The 18778-nt window shown below is 72.0% G+C and carries 17 protein-coding genes; 10 read left to right on the plus strand and 7 right to left on the minus strand.

The window, feature by feature from the left end:
- Nucleotides 1-25 precede the first annotated feature (25 nt).
- From ACO0E1_RS06785 to sucC, 4 genes are all read right to left on the minus strand, one after another.
- The gene (locus ACO0E1_RS06785) at nt 26-2086 is read right to left on the minus strand and encodes a cell division protein PerM (RefSeq protein WP_422873505.1); all 2061 of its coding nucleotides are present in this window, start codon (nt 2084-2086) and stop codon (nt 26-28) included.
- Between the two features lie 61 nt (nt 2087-2147).
- A complete protein-coding gene (locus ACO0E1_RS06790) occupies nt 2148-2657 on the minus strand; it encodes a hypothetical protein (RefSeq protein ID WP_422873506.1) in 510 nt (169 codons plus the stop codon).
- A gap of 91 nt (nt 2658-2748) precedes the next feature.
- On the minus strand, nt 2749-3636 hold the full coding sequence (gene sucD, locus ACO0E1_RS06795; protein ID WP_281265938.1) for a succinate--CoA ligase subunit alpha: 888 nt from the start codon (nt 3634-3636) through the stop codon (nt 2749-2751).
- Between the two features lie 11 nt (nt 3637-3647).
- Nucleotides 3648-4817, minus strand: a complete 1170-nt coding sequence (sucC, locus tag ACO0E1_RS06800; protein WP_422873507.1) for an ADP-forming succinate--CoA ligase subunit beta — start codon at nt 4815-4817, stop codon at nt 3648-3650.
- 185 nt (nt 4818-5002) lie between these two features.
- On the opposite strand from sucC, the gene ACO0E1_RS06805 reads away from it, so the two are divergent.
- The 10 genes from ACO0E1_RS06805 to aqpZ all read left to right on the plus strand — a co-directional run bounded on the left by ACO0E1_RS06805 (nt 5003) and on the right by aqpZ (nt 13383).
- The gene (locus ACO0E1_RS06805) at nt 5003-6628 is read left to right on the plus strand and encodes a RecQ family ATP-dependent DNA helicase (RefSeq protein ID WP_422873508.1); all 1626 of its coding nucleotides are present in this window, start codon (nt 5003-5005) and stop codon (nt 6626-6628) included.
- A 68-nt stretch (nt 6629-6696) separates the two neighbouring features.
- Entirely contained in the window at nt 6697-7131 is a 435-nt protein-coding gene (locus ACO0E1_RS06810) for an ester cyclase (protein WP_422873509.1), read from the plus strand.
- Between the two features lie 34 nt (nt 7132-7165).
- A complete protein-coding gene (locus ACO0E1_RS06815) occupies nt 7166-7459 on the plus strand; it encodes a hypothetical protein (protein WP_422873510.1) in 294 nt (97 codons plus the stop codon).
- A gap of 62 nt (nt 7460-7521) precedes the next feature.
- Nucleotides 7522-7923 (plus strand): hypothetical protein, encoded by a 402-nt coding sequence (locus ACO0E1_RS06820; RefSeq protein ID WP_422873511.1) that lies wholly within the window; start codon nt 7522-7524, stop codon nt 7921-7923.
- Nucleotides 7920-8750 carry an oxygenase MpaB family protein gene (locus tag ACO0E1_RS06825; RefSeq protein ID WP_422873512.1) on the plus strand — a complete coding sequence of 277 codons (831 nt, stop codon included), beginning with the start codon at nt 7920-7922 and terminating at the stop codon, nt 8748-8750. Before ACO0E1_RS06820 ends, ACO0E1_RS06825 begins: the two co-directional genes overlap by 4 nt.
- Before the next feature lie 24 nt (nt 8751-8774).
- Entirely contained in the window at nt 8775-9608 is an 834-nt protein-coding gene (locus ACO0E1_RS06830) for a ribose-phosphate pyrophosphokinase (protein ID WP_422873513.1), read from the plus strand.
- Entirely contained in the window at nt 9605-11179 is a 1575-nt protein-coding gene (locus tag ACO0E1_RS06835) for a nicotinate phosphoribosyltransferase (RefSeq protein WP_422873514.1), read from the plus strand. The genes ACO0E1_RS06830 and ACO0E1_RS06835 overlap by 4 nt, the downstream gene beginning before the upstream one ends.
- Before the next feature lie 11 nt (nt 11180-11190).
- On the plus strand, nt 11191-11841 hold the full coding sequence (locus ACO0E1_RS06840) for an NUDIX hydrolase (protein ID WP_422873515.1): 651 nt from the start codon (nt 11191-11193) through the stop codon (nt 11839-11841).
- Nucleotides 11842-11859: 18 nt separating this feature from the next.
- Complete coding sequence (locus tag ACO0E1_RS06845) at nt 11860-12474, plus strand: pyridoxal 5'-phosphate synthase (RefSeq protein ID WP_402727204.1); 615 nt, start codon at nt 11860-11862, stop codon at nt 12472-12474.
- 123 nt (nt 12475-12597) lie between these two features.
- On the plus strand, nt 12598-13383 hold the full coding sequence (gene aqpZ / locus ACO0E1_RS06850) for an aquaporin Z (protein WP_422873516.1): 786 nt from the start codon (nt 12598-12600) through the stop codon (nt 13381-13383).
- A 176-nt stretch (nt 13384-13559) separates the two neighbouring features.
- On the opposite strand, the gene ACO0E1_RS06855 is transcribed toward aqpZ, so the two are convergent.
- From ACO0E1_RS06855 to ACO0E1_RS06865, 3 genes are read right to left on the minus strand one after another with little or no spacing between them, the layout of a single operon-like run.
- Complete coding sequence (locus ACO0E1_RS06855) at nt 13560-15899, minus strand: GNAT family N-acetyltransferase (protein WP_422873517.1); 2340 nt, start codon at nt 15897-15899, stop codon at nt 13560-13562.
- Complete coding sequence (locus ACO0E1_RS06860; protein WP_422873518.1) at nt 15896-17269, minus strand: lysine N(6)-hydroxylase/L-ornithine N(5)-oxygenase family protein; 1374 nt, start codon at nt 17267-17269, stop codon at nt 15896-15898. Before ACO0E1_RS06860 ends, ACO0E1_RS06855 begins: the two co-directional genes overlap by 4 nt.
- On the minus strand, nt 17266-18738 hold the full coding sequence (locus ACO0E1_RS06865; protein WP_422873782.1) for a pyridoxal phosphate-dependent decarboxylase family protein: 1473 nt from the start codon (nt 18736-18738) through the stop codon (nt 17266-17268). The genes ACO0E1_RS06860 and ACO0E1_RS06865 overlap by 4 nt, the downstream gene beginning before the upstream one ends.
- Nucleotides 18739-18778: the final 40 nt, after the last annotated feature.

Raw genomic sequence — 18778 nt, forward strand, 5'->3', positions numbered from 1 at the left:
CAAGCCTACCGGCGGTGCTGCGCTGCTACGCCCGGTCGTCCTTGGGACGGCGCCACCACGGCAGTTCGTCCTCGGCGATCTGGTCGGTGGCGTCCCACCGCGGCTTCGCGGGCGGTGCCACCGGGACGGCGGGGTGTTCGTCCACGTCATCGCGGCCGGCGACGAACTCCTCGGTGCTCGATGGGCGCAGTGCCGGCTGTTCGTCCACGTCATCGCGGCCGGCGACGAATTCCTCGGTGCTCCAGGGGAACGCCGGCTGTTCGTCACGTGCGCCGGCGACCTCGGGCCGCTCGGGACGGTGCCGGTCCGGGCGGTCGTCCGGTGCGCTGTCCGGCCGCTCGGCATCCGCACCCGTCACCCGGTCGCGCAGGTCTCCGGCTCGGTCGCGGATCCCGCTGGCCCGCTCACGCAGGTCGCCGGCACGTCCGCGGACGCCGTCGGCAGCGCCACGCAGGCGGTCGCGGATGCTGCTGCCTCGGCGGAGCGGCTCGGACGACGCCGGCGCGGTCGTCGGGGACACGACGGCACCGGTGCGCGCCCACTCGGGGATCTCCACATCGGCATCAGCGTCGTGTTCCGGGGCCGACGCCGGACGGGAGGCCCGTGGTCCGTCCGCCTCGCCCCGCACGTCGTCCTCGATGGTCTCGGTCACCGCATCGCCCGGCTCCGGCACTCCGGCTCGCGACGGCACGTCCGCGGGGTGGGCACCGTCGTGCGCTTCCTCGACCACGAAGCGGTGCACGTCGGTCGTCCGCCCGGCGCCCGCACGGTCGAGCGCGTCGAGCAGCGAGCCCTCCGCCTGCACGGATGCAGCGTCCTGGTCGTCCTCGGACTCGTGCCACCGCTCGCGGGTCCAGGTGCGCTCGGGCATCCGCACGAGGTCCTGCCCGACGGCGAGGGCGACGATCGCGGGGACGCCGACCTCGAGCGCGGCGAGCGACCCGACGACCAGGGCGTGCGGTCCGACGTCGGCCAGACGACCCGGCCCGAAGGACCCGGACGACAACCAGGCGACGAGCCCGGTGAGCACACCGGCGACGATGCCGGTCGCGAGTCCGCCGGCAGCCCGGTGCAGCGCACTGTCCTCGGACCCGAGTGCCCGGACCAGGCGCGGTCGCAGCAAGCCGCCGACCGCGAACCCGGCGAGGACGGGGACGAGCACCCACAGCAGGCCGAACGTGTGCCCGGACGACGGCAGCGCACCGAACACGGGGATGCTCGGGATGGGGCCGAGGGTGGTGCCGATCGGCGAGACGCTGGAGCCGGTGCCGATGGCGAACCCGGGGCCGACGAGCCACGACGTCGCCCAGCCGACGAAGTCCGGCAGGAACGCCAGCTGCCCGATCGTCAGCGAGATCCCGCCGACGACCCCGGCGTGCGAGCGCTCGTACAGGGTGATGACCTCGGCGAAGGAGCCGAAGAGCAGGAAGCCGACGACGACCGCGGCGGCAGCGACGACCATCGCGCTCGCAGCGGTGCCCGCGCGCAGCCCGAAGCCCGCGACGGAACGCCACACCGCCGGCACGCGGTCGAGCTGTCCGACGACCCACGCGGTGACCGGATCGGCCGGCACGGAGCGACGACGACGACAGACCTCTGCCGCGACGAGCGCCGGGATGCCGAACCACAGCGCCGGGAACACCACGGCCTGCCACACGGTCGGCTGCGTCGCCGCGGACGTGGACGACAGGGCGAGGCCGAGCCCGAGGGCGGCGACCACCCCGGTGCCGACGAGCACGCCCGTGACGCGGTGTTCCGTCTCGGCGAAGCGTCGTCCGGCACGCCCGCCGAGCCATGCCGTGACGAGTGCGAACCCGAGTGCCGCGAGTGTCACCGAGATCGGGTCGGCAGCGCCGCTGACCCCGGAGGCCTTCGCGGTGGCGGCCCCGAGCACGAACGTCACGTCGACACCGTGCCCGACGAGCCAGACGCTGCCCGCGGCCTTCCAGAACACGTCCCAGTCGACCTGCAGGCCGTACTCGAAGCCCCAGAGCAGCGTCAGTGGCACGAGCGCGATCCCGACGCCCACGCCGACCGTCACGATCGCTTCGACAGCGGCGAGCAGTGCGGTTCCCAGGCGGTTCATCGCAGTGAGGATACGTGGCGACCAGTCGAGTCCGGCGTTGCCGCGCGGCTCCTGTGGAGAGTCAGAGGCGGCGAGGCGCTGTGGAGCGTGCGCGCCGTCCGGTGAGCGACCACACCTGCGAGGTCACCACGGCGACGATCGCCGCGAAGCCGTACGCCACCGGCTTGCCGACGTCGAAGACCCCCGACACGAGCATCGTCGCGAACCCGGCGACGATCGCGACCACGGTCGAGATCGGCGTCGTGTTCGTCCGACCCGACACGTCCGTGACGTACCCGGGCCGGGGCTCGTAGTCCGCCGGGTCGTAGATCGCCGGGTCCCGTGGCATCGAGGTCGCCTCCGGGTCGAGTGGGACGTCACCCGCACGACGGGGTCTGGCGATGACCGCGTAGACGACGAACCATGCGCCGGTCGCCAGCAGGACGACGGCGAGGAACCACACGGGCACGTTGCCGGTCACCGACGACCGCAGCGGAGAGACGAGGGCGACGAGTGCGATCACGCCCGACGCCGCACCCGCCACGATCCACGGCCGGGCGGGACCCGGTCGACGCGCGCGCTGCTCCCCCACGCCGCGATGCTACCGGTGGCCGGGAACGACGGGAGGCTCGGTGCGGAACCCGCACCGAGCCTCCCGGCCGTCCTGACGTGGACGCGACCCACTACCGGGCGGCGACCACCTCGCGCAGCAGCGCAGCCGTCTCGGACGGCGTCTTGCCGACCTTGACGCCCGCGGCCTCGAGCGCCTGCTTCTTCGCCTCGGCCGTGCCGGCGGAGCCGGACACGATCGCGCCCGCGTGGCCCATCGTCTTGCCTTCGGGAGCGGTGAAGCCCGCGACGTAGCCGACGACCGGCTTCGTGACGTGCGCCTTGATGTAGTCAGCCGCGCGCTCCTCGGCGTCGCCACCGATCTCGCCGATCATCACGATCGCCTCGGTCTCGGGGTCGGCCTCGAACGCGGCGAGCGCGTCGATGTGCGTCGTGCCGATGACCGGGTCGCCGCCGATGCCGATGGCGGTCGAGAAGCCCAGGTCACGGAGCTCGTACATCATCTGGTAGGTCAGGGTGCCCGACTTGGACACGAGGCCGATCGGTCCCTTGCCGGTGATCGTCGCCGGGGTGATGCCGACGAGCGACTCCCCCGGGGTGATGATGCCGGGGCAGTTCGGGCCGATGATGCGGGTCGTCCCGCCCTTGGCCTTGGCGTGCGCCCAGAACTCCGCGGAGTCCTGCACGGGGATGCCCTCGGTGATCACGACGACCAGCGGGATCTCCGCGTCGATCGCTTCGAGCACTGCGTCCTTCGCGAACGCCGGCGGGACGAAGACGATCGAGACGTCGGCACCCGTGGTGTCGATGGCCTCACGCACCGAGCCGAAGACCGGCAGGGTGACGTCGCCGTGGGTGACGGTCGTGCCGGCCTTGCGGGCGTTCACGCCGCCGACGACCTGGGTGCCGGCCTTGAGCATGAGCGCGGTGTGCTTCGTGCCCTCGCCGCCGGTGATGCCCTGGACGATGACCTTGGAGTCCTTGTTGAGGAAGATCGACATGGTCAGTCCCTTCAGGCCGCTGCTGCAGCGAGTTCGGCGGCCTGCTCGGCCGCGTCGTCCATGGTCGCGGCGACGGTGACGAGCGGGTGCGCCGCCTCCGCCAGGATCCGGCGACCCTCTTCCACGTTGTTGCCGTCGAGGCGCACGACGAGCGGCTTGGTGGCCGCGTCGCCGAGGATGCCGAGCGCGGCGACGATGCCGTTCGCGACGGCGTCGCATGCGGTGATGCCGCCGAAGACGTTCACGAAGACGCTCTTCACCTGCGGGTCGCCGAGGATCACGTCGAGGCCGTTCGCCATGACCTCTGCCGATGCGCCGCCGCCGATGTCGAGGAAGTTGGCGGGCTTCACACCGCCGTGGCGCTCACCGGCGTAGGCGACGACGTCGAGCGTCGACATGACGAGCCCTGCGCCGTTGCCGATGACGCCGACCTGGCCGTCGAGCTTGACGTAGTTGAGGCCGTGGGCCTTCGCCTTGGCCTCGAGCGGGTCCTCGCTCGCGGTGTCCTCGAGCGCCTTGTGGGCCTCGTGGCGGAAGTCCGCGTTCTCGTCGAGCGAGACCTTGCCGTCGAGCGCCAGGATCTGGCCGTCACCGGTGCGGACGAGGGGGTTCACCTCGACCAGGGTGGCGTCCTCGCCCTTGTAGACGTCGTAGAGCTTCACGAAGACGTTCGCGACCTGGTCGACGAGCTCGGCCGGGAAGCCAGCAGCGACGGCGAGCTCCTTGCCCTTCGCCTCGTCGATGCCCGTCAACGGATCGACCTCGACGCGGGCGAGCGCCTCGGGCTTCTCGACCGCGAGCTGCTCGATCTCCATGCCGCCCTCGACGCTCACGAGCGACAGGTAGGAGCGGTTCGCGCGGTCGAGGAGCACCGAGAAGTAGAACTCCTCGGCGATGTCCGCACCCTGCGCGATCATGACGCGCTCGACGGTGTGGCCCTTGATGTCGAGGCCGAGGATCGCCTGCGCGTGCTCGAACGCCTCGTCGGGGGTCTTCGCGACCTTCACGCCGCCCGCCTTGCCGCGGCCGCCGACCTTCACCTGGGCCTTCACGACGACGACGCCGCCGATCTCCTCGGCTGCTGCCCTCGCCTCCTCTGGGGTGTCGGCGATGATCCCCTGCAGAACAGGGACGCCGTAGGACTCGAAGAGGTCCCTGGCCTGATACTCGAAAAGATCCACGCTGTTCTTCTTCCCGCACTCGTCGTGCGATCGGCATCGGTTTCGCAGGTCGCAGCGCTCAGCATCGAGGGTCGCTCGATGTCGAGACAACGGCCGTGACAGAGCCTAGCGCCGCCACATGGACGCGCGATCCGGGGGACGGCATCCCGGAAACCGTCCCAGGCAGCGGGCGGCACGGTGATCCGGTGCGCGATGGACTCCGAACCCGAGCCGCCGAGGTCTTCGGCTGGCACCTCCACCCCGATCAGGAGACCGTCGTCGACGCGGTCCTCGACGGCAGGGACGCCCTCGCGGTGATGCCCACCGGCGCCGGCAAGTCCGCGATCTACCAGGTCGCCGGACTCGCCCTCGACGGCCTGGTGGTCGTCGTCTCGCCGTTGGTCGCCCTGCAGGAGGACCAGGTGGTCGGTCTCGCCGAGCACCCGGACGCTCCTCGCGCCGTGACGGTGAACGCCACGAAGGGCACGCGCGACCTGACCGAGGCGTGGGACGACGTCGCCGCCGGCGCGGTCCGGTACGTGTTCCTCGCCCCGGAGCAGCTCGTGAAGGACACCGTCATCGAGCGACTCCTGGACGTCGGCGTGGCGCTGGTGACCGTCGACGAGGCGCACTGCGTGTCGTCGTGGGGACACGACTTCCGCCCGGACTACCTGGCACTCGGCGAGGTGGTCGAGCGCCTCGGCCACCCGCCGGTGCTGGCGCTGACGGCGACGGGCTCCGGCCCCGTGCGTGACGACGTCGTCGAGCGGCTCCGGATGCGCGACCCGCTCGTCCTGGCCACCGGCTTCGACCGCCCGGAGCTCCGGCTCGAGGTGCGCCGCCACGGGGACGACGAGGGCAAGCGGGAGGCGGTCGTCGACCAGGTCGCCGGCCTCGAGGGAACCGGCATCGTCTACGTCGCGACCCGGGCGGAGACGCTCGTGTACGCCGATGAGATCGTCGAGCGCGGCCGGGTCGCCAAGCCGTACCACGCCGGACTGCGGGTGGCGGACCGCGAGCAGGTCCTCACCGGGTTCCACGACGGATCGGTCGAGGTCGTCGTGGCGACGAGTGCGTTCGGCATGGGGATCGACAAGCCGGACGTCCGGTTCGTGGTGCACGCCGACGTGCCGGAGTCCGTCGACGCCTACCACCAGGAGATCGGCCGCGCCGGGCGGGACGGTGCCCCGGGGCTCGCCACGCTGCACTACCGCGAGGAAGACCTCGGGCTCCGGCGGTTCTTCGCCTCCGGTAGCCCGCGTCCGGCATCGCTCCGGTCCGTGTTCGACGCGGTCCCGGCCACCGGGTCGATCGCCCGCGCCGATCTGGCGAACGCGTCCGGACTGTCGGCGCGCACCGCGGGACGGGCGGCGAACGCGCTCCTCGACGCCGGTGTCCTCTCGGACGACGGCGACGGGCTGGCACGCGCGGCCGACGCCCCGCGCGACGCGTCCGCCGCCGCGAAGGCCGCACGGGACCGCGCCGCCCAGCTCGTGACGATCGAGGAGTCCCGCATCGCGATGATGCGCCGGTTCGCCGAGACGTCCGGGTGCCGCCGCCAGTTCCTGCTCGGGTACTTCGGCGACGAGCTCCGCGAGCCCTGCGGGAACTGCGACACCTGCTCGGCCGGGACCGCGGACGCGACCACGAGCGTCGACGGTGCACACGACGCCGAGTGGCCGCCCGACGCAGCGGTGGAGCACACCGAGTGGGGTCGGGGCGTCGTGATGAGCACCGAGGACGACCGACTCACCGTCTTCTTCGACGACGCCGGGTACCGGACCCTGGCCCTCGCGGACATCGCCGAACGGCACCTGCTCGAACGCGTCTGAGTCCCCCACATCCTGGGCGACCCGCCAGGGCCCCGGCGTACACCAGGAGGCCCGACGGAAGGAGCGCCATGACGGCGGAACAGAACCAGCAGGCACAGGAGCGACTCGGCGAGATCCTGGAGGCGCGGGCGTTCGACCGCTTCCCCGAGGTCTGGGCAGAGGACGTCGTGGACCACGACCCCGCCCCCGACCAGGCACCGGGCCTGACCGGCATCGTGGACTTCTGGACGGCGTTCACCACCGCGTTCCCCGACCTGTCGCTCGAGCCGGACCCGCTCGTCGTGACGGACGACTTCATCACCGCGGTATTCACCATCCGCGGGACCCACACCGGCCCGTTCCAGGGGCACGAGCCCACCGGCCGCGACTTCACGGTGCGCGGCATCCAGGTGTCGAAGTTCCGCGACGGCAAGATCGTCGAGCGCTGGGGCTCGACCGACGAGAAGGGCCTGGCGGAACAGCTCCGCCTCGGCGACCACGACACGAAGTTCGTCAGCGCCTGATCCCGGCACGACCCGACCACGAAGGAGCAGCACCATGACCGATCCCGGCATCAGCCCCGTCGACGACTTCGACTCGCAGCAGCGCCGCGACGACGACGTCGACCGCGAGCACGTCGGCCCGTACGAGGTCGACGAGACCGAGGAGTCGCTCGAGACGGTGACGAACGACGCCGTCGCCGGCGAGACCGTCGAACCGCAGCCGGGTGACGGCACCGACGACGGCCCCACCGGTGGAGCACCCCGCGAGGGCTCGCCGGACCTGTGGGAGCACGACGACGACTCCGAGCTCCCCGACCTGGGGAACGACCTCGGCACGAAGCCGCTGTAGCCGGCACCGCCCAGCACCGCATCGACCACGGAGCACGGAGCACGGCTCGGTACCATCGAGCCGTGCTCCGTCGTGTCCAGGCCAGTGTCCGCGGCATGCCCGCGGTCGCGCGGCTGCTGGCGATCGCGTCGCTGCTGCTCGTGGCCGCCTCGGCGCACACGGGTGTCCGCTCCGGTGTGACCGCCTGCGGCCCGTCGACGTACGGCCCCTCCTGCGGCACGAACCTCCTCTGGCTGCCCCTGCTGATCGGCGGGGTCCTGATCGCCGTGATCGCCGCGACGCCGTCGCACTGCTGGCCGCTCCCAGCGATCTGGCTCGTCGCGACGCTCGTCGCGATGAGCACCGGCACGGTCGGCAGCGTCGCCTTCGCCGTCACGGCGCTCGTCGGCGGCGCAGCCGCCCTGGCCGGCGCCGTCGCGATCGACGTGGTGCCGGGCCGACGCGAGCGGGGCAGGAGACCGTGACCAGCGGACGGACGGGAGGCTCGGTGCCGGACGCGCGCCGAGCCTCCAGTCCGTCCCGTGGTCGGGACCGGGTCCTCGACCGGTTCCTGGCGGACAGCACCCCCGTCGTCGCGGGCGGGCGTGCGATCCTGCTGCAGATCGCCGATCCGGTCGTCGCGGCCGGCGTCCGCCGGCACTCGGACTTCGCCAGGCGGCCGCAGCAGCGGCTCGCCCACACGCTCATGTACATCTGCGCGGTGGTGCTCGGCTCGCCTTCGGACGCGACGATCGCAACCGGGTTCGTGAACCGTGCCCACGCCTCCGTGACGGGTGCGGACGACGCCGACCGGCAGCTCTGGGTGGCGGCGACGCTGTACGACTCGGCACTCCGGGCGCACGAGGCGTTCGGTGACCCGGTTCCGCCGGAACTCGCGCAGCGCGTGCTGGACGCCTACGAACCGCTGGGAGTGGCGCTCCGGGTGCCCGCTGGGCGGTGGCCGGACTCCGTCGCCGCGTTCGAGGAGTACTGGACCAGCACGCTCGCCGGGCTGCACGTCACCGACGACGCGCGGGCCGTGGTGCGCGACCTGCTGCACCCGCGCTTCGCGCCGCTCTGGGTCCGTGCCGCGATGCCGCTCGTGCGGGTCGTGACCGTCGGGATGCTCCCCGATGCCGTCCGCTTGCAGTACGGCTTCGCGTGGGGCCCGCGCGAGCAGCGGCGCTGGGACCGGGTGGCCGCGGGGCTCCGGCGCTTCCGGGCCGTCGTGCCGGGACCGCTCCTCCGACTCCCGGGCCCGCTGCTGCTGTGGCAGATGCGACGGATCGCCAAGCGATACTTGTCACACTGACAATTACCGTGCTACGGTCGGGTCATGGCAGTCGAACTCACCACCCGGAACGCTTCCGGAACCAGCGTGACCCCGACGTTCTCCACCATGCGGTTCCCCGCTGGCGAAGCACACGTCAAGGTCGCGAACGACGACGCCGGCACGGGGGACACCACCGAGATCGCGACCCTGCGGGGCGCGAGCGGCGACGACCTCCTCATGCTCGGCATGTGGGCGGACGCCGTGCGACAGCGCGGCTCGAAGTCGGTCGCACTCATCCCGTACCTGCCCGGCGCCCGGCAGGACCGCGGACTCCCCTTCGGGGCGAAGGTCTACGCGGACGTCATCAACGGCTTCGGCATCGACCAGGTCATCGCCTTCGACCCGCACTCGCCGGTCATCGTCGGGCTGGTCGACAACCTGACGGTCGTCACGAGCGAACGGGTCGTCCGTGACGCCGTGGTCGCCGGTTCCGACTACGTCGGCATCATCGCCCCGGACAAGGGCGCCGTCGCACGGGCCACCGCGGTCGCGGACGCCTGCGGTCTGCCGGTCTTCAAGGCCGAGAAGCACCGCAACCCGGACACCGGCAAGCTCGACGGGTTCACCTGCGAGCCCCTCCCCGAGTCCGGACGACTGCTCGTGGTCGACGACATCTGCGACGGCGGCGGCACGTTCATGGGCCTCGCCGGCGCGACGGGCCTGCCGAGGGAACGCCTCGGCCTCTGGGTCTCGCACGGCGTCTTCTCCGGCCGGGCGTCGGCGCTCGCCGAGCACTTCGGCGAGATCGTCACCACCGACTCCTACCCGGCGCAGACCGACGTGCCCGGGCTCACGACCGTTCCCCTGACCCCCTTCCTGACGGAGCAGATCCGATGACCACCACCGACACCACCACGACCACCGCCGGCATCGAGCCCCGCATCACCGGCCCGAGCCCCATCGCGCCGCTCCTCGCCGTCGACGGGTACAAGCACTCGCACCGGCAGGTGTACCCGCAGGGCACCACGCGGATCCTCATCAACTGGACGAACCGCTCGAACGCGCACATGCCCGAGTCCACGCACGCCGTGGTGTTCGGCCTGCAGGCGTTCATCCAGCGCTCCCTGGTCGAGGCATGGGCGCCGTTCTTCGCCGCGGACGAGGACGAGGTCGCCGACCTGTTCCAGCAGGCACTCCAGGGCTACTTCGGCCCGAACCACATCGGCGTCGACCACGTCAGGGCACTGCACCGCCTCGGGTACCTCCCGCTGACCATCGCGGCGCTGCCCGAGGGGACCCTCGCGCCGATCGGCGTCGCCACGCTCACGGTCGAGAACACCGTCGACGAGTTCTTCTGGCTGCCGAACTACATCGAGACCGCCCTGTCGGCATCGATCTGGCACCCCTCGACCGTCGCCACGAAGGCCCTGGAGTACCGGGACCTGATGGAGGACTGGGCGGCGCGCACCGGTGCCGTCCCGGAGAGCATCGACTTCGCCGCGCACGACTTCTCGTTCCGCGGGCAGTCCAGCATCGAGTCAGCAGCGGCAGGTGGCGCCGGACACCTGCTCTCGTTCCTCGGCACCGACTCGATGCCGTCGCTCGACTTCATCGACCGCTACTACCCGGGCGACAACGGCTGGGTCGCGGCGAGCGTCCCGGCGACCGAGCACAGCGTGATGTGCGTCCGCGGGGCCGACGGGGAGCTCGAGACGTTCGAGCAGATCCTCGACGTCTACCCGACGGGCATCGTGTCGGCGGTCAGCGACGGCTTCGACCTGTTCAAGGTCATCACCGAGACCCTCCCGCAGCTCAAGGACCGGATCACCGGGCGCGACGGCAAGCTCGTCATCCGTCCGGACTCGGGCGACCCGGTCGACATCGTCACCGGCACCGTGCACGGGGTGGGTGCCGACGCGCTCGCCGACCCGGCACGCAGCCACGAGGAGAAGGGCGTCGTCGAGCTCCTCGACGAGCTCTTCGGCCACACCGTGAACGACGCCGGGTACAAGGTCCTCGACCAGCACATCGGCGTGATCTACGGCGACAGCATCACCCTCGACCGGGCTCGACGCATCTACGAGCGCCTCGAGGCCAAGGGCTACTCGAGCGACAACATCGTGCTCGGCATCGGGTCGTACACGTACCAGTACATGACCCGCGACAACCTCGGCAGCGCGGTGAAGGCGACGTGGGCGCTGGTGGACGGCGAGCCCGTCGACATCCAGAAGGACCCGAAGACGGGCAGCGGCAAGAAGAGCGCGAAGGGCCGCATCGCCCTGCACCGCGACGAGACCGGCGAGATCCGGCAGAGCGACCAGGCGAGCGCGGCGGACGAGGCGACGAGCCTGCTCCAGCCGGTCTGGACCGACGGCCGGTTCCTCGTGCACCAGTCCTTCGCCGACGTGCGTGCGACCCTCCGCCGCGAGCGCGCCGACCGCGCCGCACGCCGGGCGGCATCGGCGTGACGGACGGCGCCGTGGCGGCCCGCGACCAGCCGCTCATCGCGATCGACGTCGTCCCGATGTCGTTCACGGCGGGCGACGGGCTGCGGGTCGCCACCGCGCGCCGGCCGTACGACCCGTACGCCGGACAGGAGGCCCTCCCCGGCGTGCTCCTGGACGGTACGGAACTGCTCACCGACGGGGCACGGCGCGCGCTCCGCACCAAGACCGGGATCGACGACGCGTCGGTCCGGCACCTCGCGCAGATCGGTGCGTTCGACGGACCAGATCGGGACCCGCGGTCGACGGCGATCAGCATCGCGTTCGTCGCGGTGGTGGCGGGATCCGGCGGGGGCACCGGAGCCGCGCCGTCCGCGATCTGGCGCGAGCCTGCCCGAGCCGAGCCGAGCCTCCCGTTCGACCACGACCGGATCATCGAGGCCGCACTCGACCACGTCCGCACCCGCTTGTGGCGGGACCTGCCGCTCACCCGTGCCCTCCTCGGAACGCGGTTCACGACGGCGGACGCGAGCCGGCTGCAGACCGCGGTGACCGGCGTCGCCCCCGATCCCGGCAACCTGAACCGGGCGCTGCGGACGAACGCGGCGCTCGTCCGGGCGACGGCGACCACGACGTCGGGCCTGCGCGGCGGACGTCCCCCGGTCTCCTGGACGTGGGCGGACTGACCGGGGTTGGCTGATGGCATGCCAACCGCACCCCTCTCCGGCGACCCGTCGTTCGCGTTCCCCGAGTTCACCGACCCGCCCGCCACACCGATGGCCGCCGCGCGGGCCTGGCTGGCGACGGCCGACGACGTCTCCGAACCGCTGTCGATGACGCTCGCGACCGCGGCGGACGGCGTCGTCAGCGCCAGGACCGTCGACGTCAAGCGGCTCGACGATGAGGGGCTCGTGTTCGGGTCGTCCACCGAGAGCCCGAAGGGACGGCAGCTCGCCGCCAACCCGGCGGCCGCGCTGCAGGTGTACTGGCGGGAGACCATGCAGCAGATGCGGTTCGAGGGCGTCGTCGTGGTGCTCTCCGACGACGAGTCCGACGCGCTCTTCGCCGACCGGTCGCCGAAGTCCCGGGCCGCGACGGCCGCAGCACACCAGTCCGAGCCGCTCGACGGTACGTTCGACGACCTGCTGTCCGCTGCCGGGGCCCTCGGCGACGACGCGTCCCGTCCGGCGTCGTGGGTCGCCTACCGGCTCGAACCGGTCGTCGTGGAGTTCTGGCACGGCAGCCGTGACCGGATGCACCGACGCCTGCAGTACCGCCGATCGGATGACGGTTGGACGACACGTGTGTTGCAACCGTGAGTCATCTTCGGACAGGGTGCGCTGCCGGTGATTCGCTGAGGTGACCGAGGCAGACGATCCGGTCTGCCCCGGCAGAACGTCATCGTCACTGTCACTGTCACCGTCGCCGTCGCAAGGAGCGTCATGAGTTCCGAACGTCCCGTCGCAGCATCCACCTCCGAACAGATCGTCGAGGACGCCCCGGCGCGCTCCGCGGTCCAGCTCTACGCCGCCGAGTTCTTCGGCACCTTCCTGCTCGTCTTCGGCGGGCTCGGCACCGCGCTGTTCGCCGCCGCGTTCCCGGATGCTGGAAACGCGCTCGGCGTCGGGTTCCTCGGCGTCGCGCTCGCGTTCGGCCTGACCCTCGTCGCCGGCATCAGCGCCGTCGGACACATCTCCGGCGGCCACTTCAACCCCGCGGTGTCGCTCGGGCTCTGGGTCGCCGGTCGCACCGATGCCAAGCACCTCGCCGGGTACTGGATCTCGCAGATCGTCGGTGGTGCGGTGGCGACGAGCATCCTCGCGGCGATCCTGGCCGGCAAGCCCGGGGCGTTCTCGGCAGCGCACGACGCCGGATTCGCGTCGAACGGCTACGGCTCCGCGTCGCCCGGTGGATTCGGCCTCTGGTCGGTGTTCCTCACCGAGGTCGTGCTGACGGCCGTGTTCCTCGGGGTGATCCTGTCCGTGACGGCGAAGCCCGAGTACCGCGCGCTGGCAGCGATCGCGATCGGACTCACGCTGACGCTGATCCACCTCATCTCGATCCCGGTCAGCAACACGTCGGTGAACCCGGCGCGGTCCATCGCGGCGGCGATCTACGGCGGCGGGACCCCGCTCGCGCAGCTGTGGGTGTTCATCGTGGCGCCGCTCGTGGGCGCGGCGATCGCCGGGCTCGTCGTGCGGGTCGGCGGCCGGAGCGCGGTGCGGTAGCGGGTGCGCGGCCGCGCCCGCGGGCGCGGGCGGGCGCCCGCGCGGCCAGCGCCGCAGGCACCGTTTGCGCCCCCACACGAACATCGCGCCCCGTCACGACGGGGCGCGATGTTCGTCACGGGGCGCGATCGCGATCCCGGTGGCTCGGCGGACCCGATCGGCGAGCCCGCCGCCCCCTACGCCCGCGCGATCGGGTTCGGCATCGCCCCGGCGCGGATGAGCGACGAGGACTGGTCCGCCAGGTCGACCATCGACAGGGTGTTCCGCAGCTGCAGCCGGTTCAGGCAGGAGTGCTCGAACGTCGGCGCACGCAGGTCGAGCGGGCGGCGGCGGTCCGGGTGAGCCGCAGCGTGCCGGTCGACGCACGCGCCGACGAGCTCCCAGAACCGGGACTCCGCCAGGACCCCGTCGTCGTCGAGGACCGCCGCGACGAAGCGCAGCACCCCGTCGAACACGTCGGTGAACACGGCGAGCGCCGCCTCGTCGTCGTCGACCGGGTGCACGATGCGCTCGATCCCGGCCGGCACGGCGACCGGGGCGAGCACCGCGACCTCCTCCCCGATGTCCTTCATGACCGCGCGGACGACGACACCGTCGCGGAGCACCAGGACGAGGTTCTCCCCGTGCGGCATGAACGCCAGGTCGTGGACCGTCAGGCAGTGCACCACGGGCAGCAGGTACGCGTCGAGGTACCGCCGCACCCACTCGTCCGCCGGCAGCCCGGACCGGGCGACCAGCGCCGAGACCACCGCCGCGCCGGAGGCATCGCGGTGCAGCAGCGCCGCCATCGTCATGAGCTGCTCGCCGTCGGACAGCCGCGGCACCGGGCTCTCCCGCCAGAGTGCCGCGAGCATCTTCCGCTGCGGCGACGACACGTCCACCCGGTGGTACGCGTCGCCCGTGTACCCGATCGCCGCGTGTTCCCGCAGCACCTCGAAGCCCGCTGACCGCAGCGTCGGGTCGGCCGCGACGATGCCGGCAACCCAGTCGTTCACCGCAGGCGTGTTCCGCATGTACGCCGGCGACATCCCGCGGAGGAACCCCATGTTCTGCACCGCGAGCGCCGTCTTGACGTACGACCGCGTCGGGTCCGTCCGGTCGAACGCCGTCCGGATCGACTGCTGCGGCTGGTACTCGTCCGGCCCCTCGCCGAGGTCGACGAGGTCCTGCCGCCCGAGGTCCGGCGCGAACGTCACGGCGATCCGGTGCTGCCACTGCCACGGGTGCACCGGCAGCCACACGTAGTCGTCCGGGTCGAGCCCGCGGCGCTCCAGCGTCTGCCGGAACCCGCCCACCGTCGCCGCGGGCAGCTCGGCCGCCCAGTGGGCGTCCTCGGTCCGGTCCGCGGCGAGCGCGAGGTGCGTGTGCTCCCGACGTGCCGCGAGCCACCGGTACCGGAACGTCCGCCCGGACTCCGGCGCGTACGCCCGGTACTCGTCGAGCCCGAACCCGATGCGGCCGTTCGACGCCACGAACGCCGGGTGCCCCTCGGTCATCGCCGCCTCGGTCGCCTGGAACGCCGCGACCGCATCCGCTCGTCCTCGCGCGAGCTGGGCTGCGGACGGCCCACCCCGTCGGTGCTTCGCCGCGGCGCTGGCGAGGGTCGAGGCGATCTCCTCGAGGTACGTGCCGAGCATCTCGTCGGAGATCCCGAGGACGGCACGGAGCTCGAGGACGAGGTCCTGCGCGCTGAGTGCCACGGGGACGTCGTCGCGGGTCCGGGTGAGCGAGGCCTCGTCGATCGACCAGTGCTCGAGCGCGTGCAGCCGTGCCCGGAACCGGTACGTCGACGAGCCCGCCAGGAGGCGCCAGCCGTCGCCGTCGGCCTCCGGTGCGATCAGACGCTCGTGGGTGAACTCGGCGATCGCCTTCGCCACGAGGTGCCGCTCCGCGACGTCGAGGTGCTCCGGCCGCAGGTGCGCAGCGGGTCCGTCGTCGTCCGGCACCCCGATCCGGTCGGTGTCGAGCACCGAGAGCAGCGCGCGCTTGCCGTCGACGTCCACCTCGCGCAGCACCCGGAACCCGACCTCGGCGTTCTTCGCGTGCACCGCGGTGTTCCGGACGTCGGGCTCGACCACGACACGACGTGCGCCGAGAGCGTCCCGACAGTGCTCCACCACGGTCCGCATCACCGCGCTCGTGAGTCCGTGCACCCGTCCGTCGGCGGGCGGCGGTGCGACGAGCAGGTGCATGCCGACGTCGCCGGGTTCGGCGGGCCAGACGTCGGTCAACAGCACGGCGGCCGGGTCGTAGGTCTCGACGAGGAAGCACGTCTCGCCGTCGTGGCGCCCCAACCACGCGGCCTGCGCCGGGTCCGCCTGCACGCCGGCCAGGTACGCCCGCACGGCGTCGACGTCGAGGTGGCCCATCTCCCACCAGCTCGACGCCGGGTGCGCGAGCCACGCCTGCACGACGGCGGCGTCGCGATCCGGGTCCACGGGTTCGACGGACAGGAGGCCCGGGGTGGCGCCCGCCTCGCCGCGGACGTCGAGCAGGACGGTTCCGTTCTCGGTCATGCGCGCACCTCCGCGCGCTCGGAGCCGCGCCGTTCCGGCGCGGCGCTCGGGGCCCTGGACTGTCGTGTGGCGGGCAGGCCGAACTCCTGGAAGGCGATCCGGTCCTCCAGTCCGTGGACGGGGCGCCCCGTGACGGACCGGATGATCGACGCGTTCCGCCACGCACCCATGCCGAGGTCGGGGGCGGTCAGCCCGTGCGTGTGTTCCTCGGCGTTCTGCACCCAGATCCGACCGCCCATGGTGTCCACGTGGTGGTCGCGGGCGACGGCGAACCGACCGCGCGAGTCGCGTGCGACCAGGTGCTCGACCGGGTCGAGGAACCGCGTCGGGCGCGGTGCGTAGCCGGTCGCGAGGACGAGCCGCTCCACCTCGTGCTCGTACGTCTCGCCGAGCTGCTCGTGGCGGAGCGTCAGCCGGTACGTGCCCCGATCGGCGAGCCACGAGGCGTCCACGACGCTCGTCTCGGTCCGCAGCGACGTCGGGATCGGACCCCGGGCGCTGATCCGGTACAGCGCGTCGTAGAGGTCGTCGACCAAGTCGGCGCTGATGCCCTTGTACAGCCCGCGCTGTTCGCGTCCGAGGCGGTCGCGGAGTTCCTCGGGCAGGCCGTGGAAGTGGTCCGTGTACTCGGGGCTCGTCATCTCGAGCGTCAGCTTGGTGTCCTCCATCGGGAAGAACCGCGGCGACCGGGTGATCCAGTCGAGCGCGTAGTCGTGCGCGCGGATGTCCTCGAGCAGGTCGCGGTAGACCTCCGCGGCGGACTGTCCGCTGCCGATCACCGCGATGCTGCCAGCGCTCCGGAGGGTCTCCCGGTTCGGCACGTACTCGGCGGAGTGGATCACCGGTCCGGGCAGGTCGCGGAGCGCCGGTGGTACGGACGGCTCCGAGCCGACGCCGATGACGACGTGGCGAGCGCGGTACGTCTCCGGGCCGTGGTCCGTGTCGGCGTGCACGGTGAAGAGGTCCGTCGCCTCGTCGTGCTCGACCGCTGTGACCGTCCGGCCCCAGCGCAGGGTGTCGAGGCGCTCGGCGGCCCAGCGGCAGTAGGCGTCGTACTCGCTGCGGAGGGGGTGGAAGTCCTCGCGGATGTAGAACGGGTAGAGCCGGTTCGTCTCCTTCAGCCACGCCAGGAACGAGAACGGCGACGTCGGGTCGGCCATCGTGACGAGGTCCGCCATGAAGGGCACCTGGATCGTGGCGTCGTCGAGCATCATGCCGTGGTGCCAGGCGAAGCCGTCCGCGGCGTCGAGGAACACCGCGTCGAGGTCGTCGAGCGGGTCGGTCAGGCAGGCGAGGCCGAGGTTGAAGGGGCCGATGCCGATGGCGACGAGGTCGAGGGTGTCCTTGGTCGTAGTCGTGTTCGTGTTCATCGTGCTGCTCCTGCCGTCATGGCCGTTGCGGTTGCTGCTGCGGTTGCTGCTGCCGTTCGCGCCACGTGGTCGAGGGAGGTCCGCATCTGCGCGGGGGTGGTCTCCGGGTTCAGGAGCGTGAGCTTGTTGCACGGCCGCCCGTCGATCACCGTCTTGGCGACGAGGACCCGCCCCTCGGCGAGGAGCGCTGCTCGGAGCGGCGCCACCAGGGCATCGGCCTCGGCGTCGGACATCCCCGCCGGCTGCCAGCGGAACAACACCGTGCTGAGCTGCGTCGGCGCGACGAGGTGCAGGTCCGGGTGGTCGGCGACGATCGCGTGGGTGGCCTCGGCGAGGTCGATGACCGCGTCGAACGCTCGGCCGATCGCGTCGGCGCCCGTCGCCCGGAGGGTCGCCCAGAGCTTCAACGCGTCGAAGCGCCTCGTCGTCTGCAGGGACTTGTCGACCTGGTTCGGTTCCGCCGCGTCCTCGGGGTTCAGGTAGTCGGCATGCCAGGCGATCCTGCGGAGGTCGGCGGGGTCGCGGACCAGCAGGGCACTCGAGGAGACCGGCTGGAAGAACGACTTGTGCAGGTCGGTGGTCACGCTGTCGGCCCGCTCGATGCCGTCCAGCAGGTGCCGGCGGGTGGGCGACACGAGCAGGCCGCAGCCGTACGCGGCGTCGACGTGCAGCCAGACGTCCTCGAGGTCGCAGACGTCGGCGATGGGTTCGAGCGGGTCGATCACACCGCGGTCGGTCGTACCGGCGGTGGCGACGACGGCCGTCGGGGTGCGGCCGGTGGCACGGGTCTCGGCGATGGCCTCGGCCAGGGCAGCGGGGACCATCCGGCCCGCGGCGTCGGTGGGGACGATGCGCACCTCGCTGATCCCCAGCAGACGTGCGGACTTCGCGATGCTGAAGTGGGTCTCGGCGGTGGTGAAGACGGTGTGCGGGCCGCGCGGTGCTCGCTGCTCTCGCTGCTCGGTTCGCTCCCGCTGCTCGATCCGCTCTCGCTGCTCGACTCGTTCCCGCGCGATGAGGAGCGCCTGCAGGTTCGATTGCGAGCCGCCCGACGTGAAGATGCCGTCGCCCGTCGCGAAGCCGATCCGGCGTGCCAGCCAATCGACGACGTGTCGCTCGATCTCGGTGCCGATCCGCGACTGGTCCCAGGTGTCGACGGACGGGTTCACCGCCGCGAGCACGGCCTCCGCAGCGACAGCGGGCAAGGCCACCGGACAGTTCAGGTGCGCGAGGGAACCGGGATGGTGGAACCACACGGCCTCACGGACGAAGAGCTCGTCGAGCTCCGCGAGTGCCCGATCCGTCCCGAGCGGCACGCCGTCGAGATCGATCCCGGCCACCCGGTCGCGGAGTTCGGCAGCGGAGGTGCTCGTCGTCGGCGTCGTCACCCCGGCGACACGGTCGGCGAGCCGGTCCACGGTCGATCCGACGAGGTCGCGGTAGCGGGCGGCGGTGGCGTTGGTCAGCATTTCGATCACAGGTGTCACGTTAGGTAAGGCTAACCTCACC

This window comes from Curtobacterium guangdongense, assembly GCF_049341845.1.
In the GTDB taxonomy this organism is placed as follows: domain Bacteria; phylum Actinomycetota; class Actinomycetes; order Actinomycetales; family Microbacteriaceae; genus Curtobacterium; species Curtobacterium guangdongense.

Excerpts from the sequence above, each read along its gene's own strand:
- ACO0E1_RS06785 (WP_422873505.1), bottom strand. The coding sequence starts at position 2,086 with ATGAACCGCCTGGGAACCGCACTGCTCGCCGCTGTCGAAGCGATCGTG.
- sucD (WP_281265938.1), bottom strand. The coding sequence starts at position 3,636 with ATGTCGATCTTCCTCAACAAGGACTCCAAGGTCATCGTCCAGGGCATC.
- ACO0E1_RS06810 (WP_422873509.1), top strand. The coding sequence starts at position 6,697 with ATGACGGCGGAACAGAACCAGCAGGCACAGGAGCGACTCGGCGAGATC.
- ACO0E1_RS06815 (WP_422873510.1), top strand. The coding sequence starts at position 7,166 with ATGACCGATCCCGGCATCAGCCCCGTCGACGACTTCGACTCGCAGCAG.
- ACO0E1_RS06830 (WP_422873513.1), top strand. The coding sequence starts at position 8,775 with ATGGCAGTCGAACTCACCACCCGGAACGCTTCCGGAACCAGCGTGACC.
- ACO0E1_RS06835 (WP_422873514.1), top strand. The coding sequence starts at position 9,605 with ATGACCACCACCGACACCACCACGACCACCGCCGGCATCGAGCCCCGC.
- ACO0E1_RS06845 (WP_402727204.1), top strand. The coding sequence starts at position 11,860 with ATGCCAACCGCACCCCTCTCCGGCGACCCGTCGTTCGCGTTCCCCGAG.
- aqpZ (WP_422873516.1), top strand. The coding sequence starts at position 12,598 with ATGAGTTCCGAACGTCCCGTCGCAGCATCCACCTCCGAACAGATCGTC.
- ACO0E1_RS06855 (WP_422873517.1), bottom strand. The coding sequence starts at position 15,899 with ATGACCGAGAACGGAACCGTCCTGCTCGACGTCCGCGGCGAGGCGGGC.
- ACO0E1_RS06860 (WP_422873518.1), bottom strand. The coding sequence starts at position 17,269 with ATGAACACGAACACGACTACGACCAAGGACACCCTCGACCTCGTCGCC.
- ACO0E1_RS06865 (WP_422873782.1), bottom strand. The coding sequence starts at position 18,738 with ATGCTGACCAACGCCACCGCCGCCCGCTACCGCGACCTCGTCGGATCG.